The 16,132-nt window shown below is 71.0% G+C and carries 16 protein-coding genes; 9 read left to right on the top strand and 7 right to left on the bottom strand.

Translation table 11 applies throughout. The features are described 5' to 3' along the window. Positions 1-121 precede the first annotated feature (121 nt). The 3 genes from ABZX65_RS21185 to ABZX65_RS21195 all read right to left on the bottom strand — a co-directional run bounded on the left by ABZX65_RS21185 (position 122) and on the right by ABZX65_RS21195 (position 3,067). A complete protein-coding gene (locus tag ABZX65_RS21185) occupies positions 122-994 on the bottom strand; it encodes a hypothetical protein (RefSeq protein WP_355342002.1) in 873 nt (290 codons plus the stop codon). A gap of 322 nt (positions 995-1,316) precedes the next feature. After that, the gene (locus ABZX65_RS21190) at positions 1,317-2,237 is read right to left on the bottom strand and encodes a class I SAM-dependent methyltransferase (protein WP_355342005.1); all 921 of its coding nucleotides are present in this window, start codon (positions 2,235-2,237) and stop codon (positions 1,317-1,319) included. A 227-nt stretch (positions 2,238-2,464) separates the two neighbouring features. Then, positions 2,465-3,067: an XRE family transcriptional regulator gene (locus ABZX65_RS21195; RefSeq protein WP_355342008.1), complete on the bottom strand. Its 603-nt coding sequence runs from the start codon at positions 3,065-3,067 to the stop codon at positions 2,465-2,467. Between the two features lie 121 nt (positions 3,068-3,188). On the opposite strand from ABZX65_RS21195, the gene ABZX65_RS21200 reads away from it, so the two are divergent. Then, positions 3,189-4,334 (top strand): NAD(P)/FAD-dependent oxidoreductase, encoded by a 1,146-nt coding sequence (locus ABZX65_RS21200; RefSeq protein WP_355342011.1) that lies wholly within the window; start codon positions 3,189-3,191, stop codon positions 4,332-4,334. Here the strand turns inward: ABZX65_RS21200 and ABZX65_RS21205 are convergent. Continuing rightward, the gene (locus ABZX65_RS21205) at positions 4,331-5,017 is read right to left on the bottom strand and encodes an XRE family transcriptional regulator (RefSeq protein WP_355342014.1); all 687 of its coding nucleotides are present in this window, start codon (positions 5,015-5,017) and stop codon (positions 4,331-4,333) included. The two genes, ABZX65_RS21200 and ABZX65_RS21205, sit on opposite strands and share 4 nt — an antisense overlap. Before the next feature lie 271 nt (positions 5,018-5,288). On the opposite strand from ABZX65_RS21205, the gene ABZX65_RS21210 reads away from it, so the two are divergent. Next, complete coding sequence (locus tag ABZX65_RS21210; RefSeq protein ID WP_355342343.1) at positions 5,289-6,737, top strand: MFS transporter; 1,449 nt, start codon at positions 5,289-5,291, stop codon at positions 6,735-6,737. A gap of 47 nt (positions 6,738-6,784) precedes the next feature. On the opposite strand, the gene ABZX65_RS21215 is transcribed toward ABZX65_RS21210, so the two are convergent. Continuing rightward, entirely contained in the window at positions 6,785-8,017 is a 1,233-nt protein-coding gene (locus tag ABZX65_RS21215) for a DNA gyrase subunit B (protein WP_355342017.1), read from the bottom strand. A gap of 745 nt (positions 8,018-8,762) precedes the next feature. Here ABZX65_RS21215 and ABZX65_RS21220 point away from each other — a divergent pair. From ABZX65_RS21220 to ABZX65_RS21250, 7 genes are all read left to right on the top strand, one after another. Beyond that, the gene (locus ABZX65_RS21220; protein ID WP_355342020.1) at positions 8,763-9,539 is read left to right on the top strand and encodes a TnsA-like heteromeric transposase endonuclease subunit; all 777 of its coding nucleotides are present in this window, start codon (positions 8,763-8,765) and stop codon (positions 9,537-9,539) included. Then, the gene (locus ABZX65_RS21225; RefSeq protein WP_355342023.1) at positions 9,536-10,174 is read left to right on the top strand and encodes a hypothetical protein; all 639 of its coding nucleotides are present in this window, start codon (positions 9,536-9,538) and stop codon (positions 10,172-10,174) included. The genes ABZX65_RS21220 and ABZX65_RS21225 overlap by 4 nt, the downstream gene beginning before the upstream one ends. 11 nt (positions 10,175-10,185) lie before the next feature. Next, positions 10,186-11,427: a hypothetical protein gene (locus ABZX65_RS21230; RefSeq protein ID WP_355342026.1), complete on the top strand. Its 1,242-nt coding sequence runs from the start codon at positions 10,186-10,188 to the stop codon at positions 11,425-11,427. A gap of 38 nt (positions 11,428-11,465) precedes the next feature. Further along, a complete protein-coding gene (locus tag ABZX65_RS21235; RefSeq protein WP_355342029.1) occupies positions 11,466-11,723 on the top strand; it encodes a hypothetical protein in 258 nt (85 codons plus the stop codon). A gap of 118 nt (positions 11,724-11,841) precedes the next feature. Continuing rightward, positions 11,842-12,987: a hypothetical protein gene (locus ABZX65_RS21240; protein WP_355342032.1), complete on the top strand. Its 1,146-nt coding sequence runs from the start codon at positions 11,842-11,844 to the stop codon at positions 12,985-12,987. A gap of 39 nt (positions 12,988-13,026) precedes the next feature. Next, positions 13,027-13,671 (top strand): TniQ family protein, encoded by a 645-nt coding sequence (locus tag ABZX65_RS21245; protein ID WP_355342346.1) that lies wholly within the window; start codon positions 13,027-13,029, stop codon positions 13,669-13,671. 611 nt (positions 13,672-14,282) lie between these two features. Continuing rightward, positions 14,283-14,813, top strand: a complete 531-nt coding sequence (locus tag ABZX65_RS21250) for a hypothetical protein (RefSeq protein WP_355342035.1) — start codon at positions 14,283-14,285, stop codon at positions 14,811-14,813. Here the strand turns inward: ABZX65_RS21250 and ABZX65_RS21255 are convergent. Next, positions 14,810-15,457 (bottom strand): S1 RNA-binding domain-containing protein, encoded by a 648-nt coding sequence (locus tag ABZX65_RS21255; RefSeq protein WP_355342349.1) that lies wholly within the window; start codon positions 15,455-15,457, stop codon positions 14,810-14,812. The two genes, ABZX65_RS21250 and ABZX65_RS21255, sit on opposite strands and share 4 nt — an antisense overlap. Before the next feature lie 318 nt (positions 15,458-15,775). Further along, entirely contained in the window at positions 15,776-16,123 is a 348-nt protein-coding gene (locus tag ABZX65_RS21260) for a hypothetical protein (protein WP_355342038.1), read from the bottom strand. Between the last annotated feature and the right edge of the window lie 9 nt (positions 16,124-16,132).

Below are 16,132 nucleotides of genomic sequence, written 5' to 3' on the forward strand. Positions count from 1 at the left end.
GTCGCGGCCCTCCTCGCCGGCCCGGGCCGCCACGCGGTGGCCAACCCCGAGAAACTCACCCGCCTCGGCCCCGTCCCGACCCGCCTCGCCCGCTGAGGCGGGTCGGGACGGCGCCGGTACGTCAGCCCACCGGCTGGTAGTGCTGGAGGTAGAGGAAGATCGACTTCCAGCCGCTGCCGACGTTGAGGACGTGGAGCCGGCCGCCGGAGGGCCCGAGGTCGAGGGCGGTGATGCCCTCGACCTCGTCGTCGGGCTGGACGTCCTGGGTGAAGGCGCGGGTGACGGTGCCGGTGGCGGGGTCGATGGCGTAGACGGCCTTGTCGCCGTCGCCGTCCACGGAGGCGTAGAGGGAGCCGTTGAGCATGGTGGCGCCCTGGATGCGGCTGAGGGGGCGGGAGAGGCGGACGGTGGTGGCGACGGGGAGTTCGGCTCCGGCGGGGAGCGAGAGGAGGTCGCTGAGGCGGTAGCCGACGAGTTCGTCGGTGCCCTGGGCGCTGTCCTGGTTCCAGGGGGCGGTCCAGACGAGGCCGGTGGCCGGGTCGACGGCCACCCACGGGACGCCGCCGGGCAGCAGCGCGAGGGGCAGGCGTACGTAACGGCCCGTCCAGCTCAGGTCGTTGGCGGAGTACAGGGCGAGCAGCGGGTTCCGGTAGCCGTTGCCATCCTCGATCGGGGCGACGACGTAGCCCCCGTACACGTCGATGTCCCCGATGTGGTCGGAGCCGTAGGCGCCGCTCAACGCACCAGGAATGGCAAGGGCGTTGGAGGCCGTCTCGTGGTTCCCCTCGACCGTCGCCTTGTCGAGGCTGTACGTGCCCGAGTAGTAGAAGTACGTGCCGTCGGTGGCGATGCCCTGCCCGCGCTCCAGGGCGGTGATGCCCGTCCAGGTGGAGTACGCGGGAAGGCGCTGCCAGGTCGTCGCGTACGCCGCCTGCGGCAGCAGCGCCAGGGTGGCCGCGACGGCCACCGTGCTTCCCGCTCGCCAGATCTTCATCAGCCCGAACCTCCATGTCGACCGCTGACAAGGCCAGTTGGCCATCGGCGGCATCCATTGGAGCAGCGGGGCGGCGGACGAGCCCACCGGTGGCGGATGAACTCTGGCCGAAGGGCAGTCGAGGGCAAGGGCCTTGACTGGCAAGGGCCTTGACGGGCAAGGGTGTTGGCGCCTCGACTGTCCGCCCGGTCACCGCACCGCCCGCTGCCCACGCGCCGCACGGCCCGCACCGCGGCCGATCCGGTGCCGGTCCACGGCGGGGCGTACCGGCGGATGGTCGTACGGACGAACGTCCCGGATCAGGCGCTGGCCACGGCCGTACTCACGCGCGCCGCGCCGCCCACACCGTGCGCTCGGTCCGCACGGTCAGGTCGTCGCGGCGCGCGATGCTGTCCGGTCCCTCGGCGTCGAGGAGCCGGTCGAGCGCGGCGAGGTCTTCCGGTGCCAGGGTCTCGGCGATGCCGTCGCGCATACGGGTCAGGCTGGTGAGCGCGTACCGGCCGACGGCCTCGGCGTGCGGCGGGCCGATGTTCACGGTCACGACGCGCTCGCCCACGACGGTCAGGCCCGCGGCGCTCAGCATGGGCCCCCAGTCGGCGCCGCGGTGCGGCACGTGCTCGGCGTGGTGGTGGTCGAGCGCGGCGTGGCAGCGCTCTTCGAGCCCCGGGCGCTCCGCGGGCGCGTCCTCGGGCAGGAAACGCGGGAAGCCCGCCAACTCGACGACGGCGAAGAGCCCGCCGGGCGCGAGCGTGTCGCGGACCTGGCGCAGCGTGCGCTCCGGGTCCGCCATGTGGTGCAGGGAGGCCGACGCCCAGACCAGGTCGGGCGAGCCGAGGTCGGGCCACCGCGTGTCGAGGTCGGCCTGGACCGTACGGACGCGCCCGGCGACCCCGGCCGCCTCCGCGTTGCGGCGCAGGCGGTGCAGGTGGTCGGCCGAGGTGTCGACCGCGATGACCTCGGCCTCGGGGAAGCGCCGGAGCAGGGCGAGGGTCCCGGCTCCGGTGCCGCAGCCGAGGTCCACGATGTGGCGGGGGGCGGCTTCGACGGGCAGCCACGCGGTGATCGAGGCGGTGTGCTCGGCGAGGACTTCCGCGTCGAGGTCGAGGATGTCGGCCTGGCTGTCGGCCTCGGCGTCGTGGTGCGAGGCGCTGGCCTTTGGGGTGCCGTGATCGTGGTCGTGCGGGGCGTGGCCATGGGCGTGACCATGGGCGTCGTGGGCCGCGTGCGGGGCTGCGTGAGTCATGGCGCCCACCGTATGAGGGCCGTGGGCGGGCCGCCCGGTCGCTTTCGGGAACGGCAAGACGGTGGGCGTCCGGGCTGCCGACGGCGCAAGTCGCGCGCCCTGGCCCGCGCGAGTCGCGGGCCCCGGCCTGCTCGATTCGCGGGCTCCGGCCTGCGCGGGCCTCGACGTACCCGATTCGCGGGCCCCGGCCTGCGCGGGCCCCGGCGTACCCGATTCGCCGAACGGGCTCAGACCCCGTCCCCCTCGCCGCCGCTCTTCTCGTCGCCGCGCTGGTGCCCGCGCCGCGCGTCACGGTCGAAGATGCCCAGCAGCTCGCAGGGCCCGCCCTCCGCGCCGATGGCGTGCGGCAGCATCGTCGGGAATTCGGCCGACTGGTTGGTCTCCACGCGGAAGCGCCGGTTGCCCAGGAGCAGCACGGCCGTGCCCGACAGGACGACGAGCCATTCGCGCCCGGGGTGGGCGCGCAGCCGGGAGGGGCTGTCCGGCGGCGGATTCGTCAGGCGCTGCCGTACGACCGTCATACCCGGGTCGGCCTTCACGGCCCAGCGCATCGTCTGGTGCGCGGAGTCGATCATCGGACTGGAGATGACGTCCTCCGTGGCCGTCTCGACGAGCTGGTCGAGCGTGGTGTCCATGGCGCGCGCGAGGGTCACGAGCTGGTCCAGCGCGAGGCGGCGCTGACCGTTCTCGATCCGGCTGAGCGTGGAGGGGCTGAGCATGGCGCGGCCGGCCAGTTCGTCCAGCGACCAGCCCTGCGCCACCCGCAGCGCCCGAATCCGCTTGCGCACCAGGCTGTCGAGATCCTCATCGTCTTGCGTCATAGGCAACATGTTATGCCTTGCGCGCAAATTCCGCTTAGCGTGGTCGTACCGGGCCCCGGACGGGGCTCCCGCTCATCGCAAGGGCGCAAGCCGACGCGTAGAGAGCCGACACGTATAGAGAGGTACGCCCATGCCCGCGACGCTTCCCGCGCACGTGAACGATCCGGCCGATCCGACCGATCCGGCCGGTGCGACCGATCCCGCCGGTGTGACCGATCCAGCCGGTGCGACCGACCCCGCCGATGGGGCCGACGCCTTCGCCCCGACCCTCGACGCCGTGGTGATCGGCGGTGGCGCCGCCGGGCTCAACGGCGCCCTCATGCTCGCCCGCTCCCGCCGCTCCGTCGCCGTGGTCGACAGCGGGACCCCGCGCAACGCGCCCGCCGACGGTGTCCACGGCCTCCTCGGCCTCGAAGGCATCCCCCCGGCGGAGCTGCTGCGCCGGGGCCGGGAGGAGGTACGGCGGTACGGCGGCAAGGTGCTGGTCGGCGAGGTGACCGCCGCCGAGGCCGTCCCCGGCGCCGACCCGCGTTTCACGGTCACCCTCGCCGACGGCGCCACCCTCCGCGCCCGCCGCCTCCTGGTCGCCACCGGCCTGCGCGACGTACTCCCCGACATCCCCGGCCTCGCCCGGCACTGGGGGCACGACCTCGTGCACTGCCCGTACTGCCACGGCTGGGAGGTGCGCGACGAGCCCGTTGGCGTACTCGCCGTCGGCCCCGCCTCCGTCCACCACGCCCTGCTCTTCCGGCAGTTGACCGACGACCTGGTCTACTTCACGCGCGGCACCGACCTGGACGACGAGACCCGTACGCGCTTCGCCGCCCGCGCGATCCGGGTCGAGGACACCCCGGTGGCGGCGGTCGAGTCGACCGGGTCCACGGAGGGCTCCGGGTCCACGGCGAGCCTTGGGCCCACGGAGGGCTCCGGGTCCGCCGCGGGCGGGCACATCGCGGGCGTACGGCTGACCGACGGCCGGTTCGTACCGCGCCGCGTCCTGGCCGTCGCGACCCGCATGCTGGCCCGTACCGACGGACTGGCCGGGCTCGGTCTGCCGATGGAGGAGCTGCCGGGCGGGATGGGCCGCCGCTTCGCCGCCACCGGCCCCGCGGGCACCACGTCGGTGCCGGGCGTGTGGGTCGCGGGCAACGCCACCGACCTGACGGCCCAGGTCGGCGCCTCCGCCGCCGCGGGCGCCCTGGCCGGTGCGCACATCAACGCCGACCTGGCCGCCGCCGACACCGAGGCGGCTCTCGCCGCGGCGGACGCGCCCTAGGAGCGCTCTGACGCGGCGGGGTCGGGCGCCGCCCGTACGTGCGCGCGCTCGCCCTGCTTGCCGACGAGGCTGAGGAATTCGACGGGCCCCGAGCCGGTGGAGCCGAACCAGTGCGGTGTACGGGTGTCGAACTCGGCCGCCTCGCCCGGCTTCAGCACGAGGTCGTGCTCGCCGAGCACCAGCCGGAGCGTGCCGTTGAGCACGTAGATCCAGTCGTAGCCCTCATGGGTGCGCAGGACGGGCTCCACGGGGCCGCGCGGCGGGGCGGGCAGGACGAATTTGTACGCCTGGATGCCGCCGGGCCTGCGGGTCAGCGGCAGCACGGTCGAGCCGTCCTTGCAGGCGATCGGGCGCAGGTTGAGGCGCGGGTTGCCGGTGCGGGGCGCGTCGACCAACTCGTCGATGGTGACGCCGTACACCCTTGCCAGCGGCAGCAGTTGCTCCAGGGTGGGGCGGCGCAGGCCCGCTTCCAGCCGCGACAGCGTACTGACCGAGACGCCGGTCGCCGCCGCCAGATGCGTCAGCGTCAGGTCCCGGCCGAGCCGCAGATTCTTCAGGCGGGGGCCGACGGCGTCGAGGGTGCGGCCCACTTCGTCGTCGGTGCCGTCGGTGCCGTCCGCGCCAGCCGTGCCGTTCGCGCTAGCCGTGCCGCCCGCGCCAGCCGTGCCGTCCGTGTGATCCATGGAGCCCAGTTTGCCGATCGGCAAACAATTTTGCATATCGGGGCCGGTCGTGGCGACGATCGCTCCCGCGTTTCCCCTGTTGACCGTCCCTGGTGAAAGGTCCGTCCAGATGAGTACGGAGAGTCCGAACCGGCCCGCGCGGGTCAGTGCCGAAGCCGCAGTCGTGGGCGCGGGCGTTGACGTACCGGTCGACGTAACAGCCCCTGACGCGGCGGGTGTTGACGACCCGCGTCGGCGCCGCGCGATCCTGATCTCCGTCTGCGTCGCGCTGATGGCCGTCATCGCCTCGGTGTCCGGCCTCAACGTCGCGCAGCCGGACCTGGCCGTCGCGTTCGACGCCTCGCAGAGCACGATCCTGTGGATCATCAACATCTATACGTTGAGCCTGGCGGCGCTGCTGCTGCCGCTCGGCGCGGTCGGCGACCGATGGGGCCGAAAGCCCGTGCTGCTCACGGGACTTGCCGTCTTCGGCGGCGCCAGCGTCGTCGCCGGTCTGGCGACGTCGGCCGAGGTCATGATCGCGGCGCGGGTGCTGAGCGGTGTGGGCGCGGCGATGATCATGCCGGTGACGCTCGCCGTCATCACCTCCACCTTCCCGGCCGAGGAGCGCGGGCGGGCGATCGGGGTGTGGACCGGCGTCGCGGGCGGGGGCGGCATCCTGGGCATGTTCCTGTCGGCCGCGCTGGTCGACGTGGCGAGCTGGCGTTATCTCTTCGTCCTGCCCGTGGCGCTCGTGCTCGTGGCCGCCGTGATGACGGTGCGGTCCGTGCCCGACTCGCGCGACGCGGCGACGCACTCCTTCGACACGGTCGGGGCGCTGACCTCGGTGGTCGCGGTGGTCGGGCTGATCTTCGTACTCCAGGAAGGGCCCGAGCGGGGCTGGGCCGCGCCCGTGACCCTGCTCAGCCTGCTGGTCGGCGTCCTGGCCGCCGCCGGCTTCGTGCTCTGGGAGCTGCGGCGGCACGGCCCGCTGCTGGACGTCCGCCTCTTCCGCGAGCGCGGCCTGGCCGGCGGTTCCGTCGCGCTGCTGGCCGTCTTCGGCGTCCAGGCCGGGATCTTCGTCGTCCTCTTCCCGTTCCTCCAGGCCGTGTTGGGCTGGTCGGGCCTGCTGTCCACGCTGGCCCTCATGCCGATGGCCGTCCTGATGATGGCCACCTCGGGCCTCGCGCCGCGTCTCGCCGAACGGGTCGGCAGCCGTCGCACCATGGCCCTCGGCATCCTCCTCGGCGGCGCGGGCCTGGCCCTGATGGCCACCCTCGTCTCCGTGGACGGCGGCTACCTCTCCGTCCTGCCCGGCATGCTCGCCATGGGCATCGGCATGGGCCTCACCATGACCCCCGCCACCGAGGCCATCACCAGCTCGCTGCCCAGCGAACGCCAAGGGGTCGCCTCCGCGCTCAACGACGTCACCCGCGAATTCGGCACCGCCCTCGGTGTCGCCCTCCTCGGCGCCCTCCTCTCCTCCGGCTACCGCGGCGCCATCGGCCCCCGCCTCGACGGCGTGCCCCCGGCCACCGCCGCCACCGCCCGCGAAGGCATCGCCAACGCCGTCGAAGCCGCCCATGCCACCGGCGGCCCCACCGCCCCCGCCCTCGTCCGCGCCGCCCAGCAGTCCTTCGTCGACGGCTGGCAACAAGCCATGTGGGCCGGCGTAGCCGTCATGACCCTCCTCCTCGCCTACCTCCTTCTTCCGAGCCGGACTCGTCGCTCAGACCGGTGAGACGGGCGCGTCGGCGGCGGTCGGGTCGGGAGGTCTCCACGACCGTTTCACCCCGCCCGCCCGCTGACCCCTACGATCCGCCCGACGACGGCCGCGGCCCGGTCCGCGTGCTCCTCCGCCCACCTGCCGACGTGCTCCCTGACCGCTTCCCTCACGCAGGCGCGCACCTCGGCGTTGCCCAACGTGCCGTGGACCGGGTCCTCGAAACAGGGATGGTCCACCTTCACCGACACGACCGCGGTCAGTCCTTGGCCGATCCGGTCGCCGCCGAGATCGGGATCGGCCGCCGAGAGCAGCCTCCGCTCGCGGGCGAAGGCGTTGACCGCGAGCGCGAGTCCGTCGCGGAAGCCCGCCAGGTGCGCGCCGCCGTTCCGGGTGGGCGCGCTGTTGGCGAAGCTCCGGATGCGCTCGTCGGGGGAGGAGCACCACCGCAGGGCCACCTCGGCCGTCCCCTCCATCCGCGGGTCCTCCCGGGCGAAGGCGATGACGTCGGGGTGCAGGGGTGTCCGGGCCGGGGCGTCGGGGTCGTCGTGACCGTGGGGGCTGTCGAGGAAGACGACGAAGTCCTGTACCCCGTACGGGAATCGGAACCGTACCGACTGCTGCCCGCCCGGTGACCGCGCGTCGGTCAGCGAGATCTCCAGGTCCCTGTTCAGGAACGCCAGCTCCCTGAAGCTGTCCGCGAGCGCGGCGAACGAGCACTCCGTGGTCGGGAAGATCTCCGGGTCGGGCCGGAAGCTGAGGGTGGTCCCGGTGCCGGCCGCCGGTCCCACGACGGTCGGCGGCGCGATCGCGCCGCCGCGCTCGTACTCCTGCACCCACCGGACCCCGTCGCGCCGTACCTCGGCCGTCAGGCTGCTCGACAGGACATTGGCGACGAAGGGCCCGAAGCCCGCCCGCTCCAGGACCGCGCAGTGCCGACCGGGGGGTTGCGGCCTGCCGGCCGTGCGGGTCAGCAGCGTTTCGAGGCCGTCGCCGTCCTCCGCGACCTCCACCGGGACCCCCGGCCCGTCGTCGGCGACGCTGACCTCGCCGCCGGGTCCCAGGACGACGTCCACGGTCCCGGCCCGCCCGGCCAGCACTTCGTCCACCGCCCGGCCCATGACCTGGAACACCATCTGATGCAACCCGCGTCGGCCGGTCGTCCCGACATACATGCCAGGCCGCCGCCGAATGGTCTCCCTCGCGTCCAGCACCGTGATGTCGCTGGCCTCGTACCGCCAGCGGACCTCCTCCGCGCCGGCCTTCTCCCTGCCGTCCTCCGCGCCGCCCCGACTCACGAGATCCCCCTCCGACCGCGTCCACCCGAGCCCCCCAGCCTAGGCGAATCCGCGTAAAACACCAGGTCAGCCGCCACACGACGAACCCGTGCCCGCCCCGCTGCCCGCCCCCCGGCCCCCTCCCGGCCCACGACTCCCCACCCTCGCCGGAAGCGCGGCCAAACCCCGTCTGAGCCCCCTCAATCCCCCCTCCCCGTCGCCCCCGAGGCGCCCATTTCCCCCATCGCGCATCCGGCCGCCGCTCTCTCCGGTCGGCCGTCAGCGACCGCCCCGCGAGTCACCGGCAACCCGGTCGCGGTAGCCCTCGGGGAGCTCGCCGACCGACGGGATGTCCGCAGGAAGCGGCAGAAGGAGAAGGTCCCAGCTCAAAGTGGCCTCCAGGGTCCAGGTGTCGCCGAAAACGCTATCTCCCGGCCCTGACAGCACCGGCCCCGGACGTACCGGCGGCAGGGGGGGCATCGGGGGCAGGGGGGAGCAGCCGGTGAGGCTGGGCGTGACTGGTCGAGATACCTGTCACCTGGAGCGGTGGCCGACCTGAGGTTTCCGGTCGTTCTGATCGCTGTAGTTGCCACCGTTTAGTCGTTCTATCTGTCACTGGCGCGCACTTTTCGTGCGTGTTGTCACCAAGATCGGGCTTTGGCCCAGTGTCGGCCGCCGGGCTGGTTTCTTGGCGGGATGGAGCTATCTGAGCCGGTATCCGGCGGCGGGCAGCCCGGGCGCGTTGTGGTCGCACTCCTGTTCATGGGTGGATTTGCTCGTCCCGGTGGAGCTCGCGTCCGGCCGCAGCGGCTTGGACCTGGGCGAGGGGTGGCAGGGTCGGTGGTCGGTGACCTGGCGGGGCGACGGGGAGGATGCCTCCGCTCCGCTCGACCGGGTGGTGCGGGGAAATCTGGCTGGGCTGGAGCCGATGAGGGGGTTCACTTGGCGCCGGGGCCAGCGCCACCGTCCCGGCCTGCCGTTCATGGTCAGCACGGGGCGGCTGCACGGCTCAGAGAGTCTGGAGGAGTCGAAGCTGCTGCTGGCCCTGGACTTCGACGCGCAGGTCACGGAGATCGTCTCGCAGCCGCTTCGGATCCGCTTCACCTGTGCTGCCGGGGAGCGCGACCACACCCCGGACTACCTGGTGCGGACCCGGTCGGGGGTGTGGTTGATCGATGTCCGGCCCGCGGCGCTGATCGAGGACTCGGATCGGGAGTCGTTCGCGGCGGCGGCCGAGACGGCGAGGGCATGCGGTTGGGATTTCGCAGTCGCGGCGGGATGGCTGCCTCACGTGATGGTCACCCTGGACTGGTTCTCGTCGCAGCGGCGCCCGAAGAAGGACCCGCTGGGGGTGGGGCCGGTCCTGCTGGATCAAGTCGGCCGGGGCGACCGGACGTTCGGCGAGTTGGCGGCGTCCAGTGCCTTCGAGCCGGTGGCCCGGGCTCAGCTTCTGCATCTGCTGTGGCATCGGCGGCTGGGGGTGGACCTGCGCGAGCCGCTGGGCGACGGGTCCGTGATCTCCTTGGGCGAGGTGGGGCAGTGACCGGGGTGCCGATGGACGTGTCGGTGGGTGCCGAACTGGTGCTGGACGGCGTCCAGTGGCGGGTGGAGCGCGGCGAGCCCCACACGGGACGGGTCCACCTGGTGGCGTTGGACGGGAGCCGGCAGTGCGTGACGTTCCGTTTCCTCGCCCACCACCCCGACTGCCACAGCTCCTCACGGACCGGGGCCGAAGGAGCGGGTCGGGGACGGCAGCCCAAGACCTTGAGCGACCTGACTTCACGACAGTTGACGCTGGTCAAACTTCGGTTCGCGCACCTGATGGAGACCAACACGGGCTATCGCAGCGGGGATCCGCTACGGCCCGAGTCCGGCGAGCCGAAGCCTCAGTACGACCCGGACACCACCTTCTTGACTCAGCGCCGGCTGGCGAAGGTCGCCGAACTGGAGGCGATGGGCCGCATGGAGGCGAAGGCGCTGGCCCTGGACCAGGTGGGGGTGCGCACGCTGATCCCCTGGGAGAACCGGCGGCGGCGCGACGGCCTGATCGGCTGCGCGGACGACCGGTGGCTGCGCGAGAGCGGCGGCCACCCGTCGGTCACGGCGGAGGTCTGCGAGGCCGTCTTGGCCGTCCGGCAGGAGACCCGGCACCTGTCGAAGGTCAGTATGGCCGTCTGATCACCCAGTACATGCACGAGCGGTTCGGCACCGAGCCCGAGGATGTCCCCAGCTACCCGGTGCTGCGGCGGGTCTGGCGGGAGTGGTTCGGCTCGGGCCGGGGAAGGCAGCGCAACGAGCAGGCCATCGACCTGGTCTCCAACAACGGCCACGGCTATGTGCTGATCGACCGCCCCGGCAAGGTGGTCGCCCTGGACACCACGGTGCTGCCGGTGATGGTCCGCGAGAGCGTCTACGACGAGCCGGTGAAAGTCCACCTCACCATCGCGCTCTGCGCCTACACACATTCGATCTGCGCATTCCGCCTGACGCTGGTGTCCGACACCTCGGTGGACGTCGCGATGCTGCTGCGGGACGTGATGCTGCCGCTTCCCATGCGCGACGACTGGGGCAAGGAGATGGAGTGGCCCTACCCGGGGCTCCCAGCAGCGGTGGTCGCCGAGTTCGCCGGGCACGAGGTCGCCGGCCTGCCGTTCTTCGAGCCGGAGACGGTGACCACCGACCACGGATCGGTCTATCGAAACCACCACCTGGTGCAGGTCCAGGAAGACCTGGGCTGCAACATCCTTCCCTCACGCGTCCTTCGTCCGGAGGACAAGAACTGCGTCGAACGCGCATTCGGAAGCATCAGGTCCCTGCTCTTCGAGTGGCTTCCCGGCTACACCGGCGTCGACGTCGCCGATCGCGGCGCGGACCCCGAGGGCGACGCGGTGCTGACCGTCCCCGAGCTTGAGTACGTCATCGCGACCTGGATCGTGGGGACCTGGCAAAGGCGCCGACTGTCCGACCACGCCCCGCACTGGGACCCGGGCGGGGACCACAGCCCCAACTCCCTGCTGGCCGCGGCGTTCTCGCAGGGGGCTTCGCCCTGGAGATCCCGTCCCCCGACCTCTACTACAAGATCCTCCCCGAGCACGCGGTCCACAAGGTCGACGAGCACCGCGGCGTCAAGGTCCGCGGGCTTTGGTATGACGGCCCGGCCCTGCGGCCCTACCGGGGCGAGCGGTCGAGCCGCGGCGGCCAGCGGCAGACCGCGTGGATCATCCACCGCGACCCCCGCGACCGGCGCACGGTCTTCTTCCAGGACCCGCTCACCCACGACTGGCACCCCCTGCGCTGGACCGGCCTGCCGCCGGACGACGTGGTCCCCGCCTTCGGCGACAAGCGCGTCTCCGAACTGCTGCGGAAGGTCAAGGCAGCCGGACTGCAGCCCCGGACCGACCAGGAACTGCTACCGCAACTGCTCGCCCTGATGCACAAGGTCAACCCCGTAGACCGGTGGGCGACCCAGATGACCAGGTCCGAACGCATCGAGGTCGCCCGTGAACGCGCGCAGGCCCGGGCCGCGGCAGCCGACCGCCCTCAACTTCCCGCACGTCCGGCTCCGGTCCCGCGTCGCACCCCGGCGGGCGGCGACGAGCGGCGACGCAGGCGCGAGGCGGCACTGGACGGCCCGCTGGAGGCACCGCCCCGCCTGGGCGACGAGGTCCGCCGCCGCAACCTCTTCGCCCTCCCACCAGTAGCCGACGCCAGCGAGGGAGAACAGTGACACCGTTCCGGCTTCCAGAGCCCGAGGACGGCAGACCGCGGCCGGCTGGCAGCGCTGGTGCCGCACCCGGCACTGCTTCGTGCCGGCCCGGAGGCTGTCCCGCGAGGAGTTCGCGCGGTTGAGCCCGGCCGAGCAGGAGGACTACCTGCTGCACCGGGACGTGACGAACAGCAACCTTCCGCTGCAGGAGACGCCGATGACCCAGGCCGTCTCCCGGGTCATGCGCTCACGGCTGCGGCTGGGCGCCTTCAAGGTCAGGCCCTCGACCCGGCGCGGGCTGATCATCAACGGCGGCGGCTGCCAGGGTAAGACGGAGACGGCCTGCGAGGTCGCCGCGTGGTTCGAGGAGTACTGGCGGGACCAGCACCACGACATCAACCCGGACGCGCTCGCGGGCACCCGGGACCTGCACATTCCCGTCGCCTACGTCCAGACCCCGGTCACCGCGAAGCCGAAGAGCACCTGCAAGGCGATCCTCGACTTCTACGGAGCCGACCACAGGGGCATGGACCTGCCGGCCCTGATCCGGGCCGTCCGTCGGCACGTTCACGCGCACGGCACCCGCGCGATCCTGCTCGACGACATTACGAGGCTCAAGCTCCACAGGCGCGACGACCAGGACGTGTTCGACATGCTCAAGGGCTTCATGGACATGAGCGCGACGCTCGTCCTGATCGGCGTCGACGTCCCGGCCTCCGGACTGCTGCAAGGCGCGGTGCTCGACTCCCGGACCGGTGACTGGATCATGCCCGCCCAGCACGGGGCGCCCGCCAGCCAGGGCGAGAGGACCCAGCACCTGCGGCGCTTCACCATGGTCGACCTCGGCCCCTTCCCTTATGAGACGCCGCAGGACGAGCTCGCGTTCCTCAAGCACCTCAAGGGCATCGAGGACCACATCTGCCTGTTCGACGCCGTCCCCGGCATGCTCACCGCCGGCGACATGCCCGACTACATCCGCGACCGCACCGGCGGCGTCGTCGGCCTGATGGAATGCCTCATCGAGGACTCCATCGAACGGGCCATCGACAGCGGCCACGAGGAACTGACCATCGAACTGATGGACCAGGTCGCCATCAGCGTCGAGGGCCTGCCCGGCCGCGACGCCAGCGCTGGCGAGATTCCCGAACTCCCCCCGCAGCCCGCCGTACCCAAGCCCAGACGGCCCCGCAACCGCGTCTACGACGACAAAGGCCCGCGGACCGCTGACGGTGACGCCGAAAGCGGCGGCACTGAACCCGGCGGACTCGAGGAGCGGGCCGGGTGACCCCGGTGGACCGCCTCGGACTCGTCCCTGCCATGCAGCCTGGATCCCCTGCCCGACGAGTCCCTCGTCGGCTTCCTCCTCCGCCTGGCCCACCGCCTGCAGATCTCCCCCATCCGGCTGGCACGGCTGATGGGCGTCGTCAGACGGCCGACAGACACGACGCTGGGGCGCCGGCTCCTGCTCGACCTGGACATCGACCGCTTCGCCCATGCCACTCGGCTGACCGAGGACGAGGCCACCGAGCTGACACTCCGTCCCTGGCGGAGCCGCTATCCGCCCATCGCCCGATCTCTCGAGTCCCGGGACCCCCGGGGCATACGGGAGAACTGGCTGTTCAACGACTTCCCCCGCTACTGCCCGGAATGCCTCGCCGGCGACGGCAGTCCCGTCCAGCAGCAGTTCGGCGGGACCTGGAAGAAGATCTGGCTCCTACCCATCACCTTCATCTGCCCCACCCACAAGGTGTTCCTGCGGCACCGCTGCCGACAGCCTCACGGACTCCAGCGCATGCTTGTCCAACTGATCCCTCAAGCCGCAGACCACACCCTCCGCCCTGACCAGTGCCGATTCCCGATCGCGCTCGAGGCCAGAACCCGACCTCACGCAAAGGCAGGAAAGGTCCCTCCTGCGGAGCCCGCCTGGACCGAGCCGCCGCCCCCTGGCCGCCGCCCAGCACCAACATGATCGAGGCCCAGCAGCAACTGCTCGGCCTCCTCAGCCCCAGCCATACAGCCAGGGCAGCCGCCTCGTATTTTACCGACCTGCGCGTGACCACCGCCTTCCTCTGCAGCATCTGGCCAGCCAGCCGGAACATGATCGCCCCCGTTGCTCACGAAGCAGTCGCCGACCACGTCCGGACACTCCGCTCAAGTACCTGGCCCACACTCGACAGACCACCCATAGACCCAATCGCGACAGCAGGACTGCTGGTCGCCGCGTCGGCACTGCTCAGTACCGCCGACCTCGACGAAGTGCTGGCCCAGCACACACGGGCAGCTTTGAACGGGCCCCCCAGCAGAAGTCGCTGGTCCCAAGTTTTCGAGCGACACCGGTCCTCCTGTTCGGAACGTCTGCGACAGGCAGCCGCACCGACCACACGCTCCTACCGGATCGACCGTCCTCAAGGAGCCCGAAGCCCTGACCCCACCATCGGCTACAGTCCTGAAAACGTCCCCGCGTTCCTGGAGCAGGAGTGGTTCGACCACTACCTCCGACCGCTGGAACCTGGCCCCCATGCGAAGTCCATGCGCCGCCGCGGGGCTGTCATCCTCGTCCAGTGGGCAGCTGGCGGCTCCATGAACAACGCAGCCGCCTACCTCGGCATCAAGCCCAAAAACTACGGATACAGCAGGACGGTCAGCTTCCACCGGTGGATGGACGATCACGGACCGGAGCAGTTCATCCAGGCTCTACGCGAACTTGCCAACAACTTCGACGCCGTCTCCTCCCCCCTCAACTACCGCAGGCGCCGTGGGGCACTCCACCGCTGGAGTCTGACCCACGAGGCCTGGCAAGAGATCACTGACCGCCTGCCGCCGGTCCCCGGACCTTTCCAGCCCAATCTGGACGACCGGATGCGCCAGGAGGCGTCCGCGTTCATCTGGGCGCAGGTCACATGCGGTGAACCCCTCTTCGCACCGCGAGCAATCGAGGAAGAACAGCCCGAAGACCTCCGCAGGCTGTGGAGCAGCCAACGCAGCAGCACCTGGGCCAAGCTCGCCCGCAGCCGCATGAACCACTACACAGCACTACGCGGACTCCTGCTCCAACATAGCGACACCCTCAGCAAGCAGATCGACTCGGGCATCAGCCCGCGCTCCGGCTAGAAACCTCTCCCACCGGCAACAGCCCCCAGGCGCACCCGGTGACGCTGAAGATCGACCTCGGCGACCTTCACTGTGATCAGCTCGCCTTCATCGACAAGTCCATGAGGGGTCTCGGCCGGCTCGTCAGCCAACTCCGAGAGGTGAAGGAACCCCTCAACCCCCGGAGCGAGCCGCACGAACACCCCAAAGGGAATGATCTTGGTGATCGGCCCAGTGAGAACCCGGCCGGCCTGATCCGCAAACTGAATGAGCGGATCTTCCTGCAGGGCCTTCAGCGAGAGCACGACCTGCCCGGACCGCGTCTCGGCAATGATCACCTCAGCGGTGACCCTCTGGCCTGGCTCGACCGCTTCGGAGGGGTGATTGATCCGAGTCCACGTCAGGTCGGGCACCCGGATGAAGCCGGTGCACAGACCGTCCGGTTCACCATCGAGGCGAACGAAGACCCCGAAGTTGTGAACCTCGGAGACCGTCCCAGTGACGACCCGCCCTCGTTCCATCGCGACGAGAAAGGACCGGAGAGCCGGAACCTCGCACGCCCTCGCAGAGAGGTAAAGCTGACCTTCGCGCCAACGCCCGATCTCTTCGGCCTCGATTTCCTCGCCGACCTCGAACAGTTCGGATGGATGCTCCGCCCGACGCATCGACGCCTCATGCAGAGGGACCCGACCAACCTCGGCTTCCTCTCCTTCGGCATCTACGAGCTGCACCAGGAGATCCGTCCCGTCGAATCCGACGACCTGCACCGTCCTCACGGGTCCTGGCTGGAGCTGGTTGATCAAGGTTTCCAATCCCGGATCACGGGCTGACTCGGACACGAACCGGAGCCTAGTCCGCACTGACCGGTCACGCCTCCCCCTTTGCCGCACGAGGCCTTTGCTGCCGCAAAGCCGCCGAAAGGCACCTCAATGCACTCGTGAGCAGCGCGAACGCAGCCCGGATCGCGATGACAACAGCCGGCATCACCACAGATGCAAGAAGCTCCGGACGTCGTCATAGCCATCGAGGGCTCGACCATCCACGTCTGACGCGTCCACCTCGGCTCGCACCGCCAGCGACTTCACCAGGGCGAGAGCCTCATCGCTGAGACGCCCGAAGCGTCGAGCAGTGTGACCCAGGCACAGTCCGGCCAGCCCGAGCAGCGGGCTTCCCGGCACAGCCCGTGTCCCAACCTGCACGCACCAATGTTCGACGAAGTCTCCATCGTCGTCGTTCAATGCGCTCCCGACCAGGACAGTCGCTGCTTCGGCCTCGTGCACGCGGTCATGCAGAGCCCGCTCCAACGTCTCGACCACGACCGCATGAGTCATGGCGGGCGG

The sequence above is a fragment of the Streptomyces sp. NPDC003300 genome (genome assembly GCF_040610915.1).
Classification (GTDB): domain Bacteria; phylum Actinomycetota; class Actinomycetes; order Streptomycetales; family Streptomycetaceae; genus Actinacidiphila.

Bases quoted from the DNA above. Each gene is read 5' to 3' on its own strand.
- ABZX65_RS21210 (WP_355342343.1), top strand. From the start codon at position 5,289: ATGGCCGTCATCGCCTCGGTGTCCGGCCTCAACGTCGCGCAGCCGGAC.
- ABZX65_RS21205 (WP_355342014.1), bottom strand. From the start codon at position 5,017: ATGGATCACACGGACGGCACGGCTGGCGCGGGCGGCACGGCTAGCGCG.
- ABZX65_RS21230 (WP_355342026.1), top strand. From the start codon at position 10,186: ATGCACGAGCGGTTCGGCACCGAGCCCGAGGATGTCCCCAGCTACCCG.
- ABZX65_RS21235 (WP_355342029.1), top strand. From the start codon at position 11,466: ATGACCAGGTCCGAACGCATCGAGGTCGCCCGTGAACGCGCGCAGGCC.
- ABZX65_RS21200 (WP_355342011.1), top strand. From the start codon at position 3,189: ATGCCCGCGACGCTTCCCGCGCACGTGAACGATCCGGCCGATCCGACC.
- ABZX65_RS21250 (WP_355342035.1), top strand. From the start codon at position 14,283: ATGAACAACGCAGCCGCCTACCTCGGCATCAAGCCCAAAAACTACGGA.
- ABZX65_RS21260 (WP_355342038.1), bottom strand. From the start codon at position 16,123: ATGACTCATGCGGTCGTGGTCGAGACGTTGGAGCGGGCTCTGCATGAC.
- ABZX65_RS21195 (WP_355342008.1), bottom strand. From the start codon at position 3,067: ATGTTGCCTATGACGCAAGACGATGAGGATCTCGACAGCCTGGTGCGC.
- ABZX65_RS21255 (WP_355342349.1), bottom strand. From the start codon at position 15,457: ATGCGTCGGGCGGAGCATCCATCCGAACTGTTCGAGGTCGGCGAGGAA.
- ABZX65_RS21185 (WP_355342002.1), bottom strand. From the start codon at position 994: ATGAAGATCTGGCGAGCGGGAAGCACGGTGGCCGTCGCGGCCACCCTG.
- ABZX65_RS21190 (WP_355342005.1), bottom strand. From the start codon at position 2,237: ATGACTCACGCAGCCCCGCACGCGGCCCACGACGCCCATGGTCACGCC.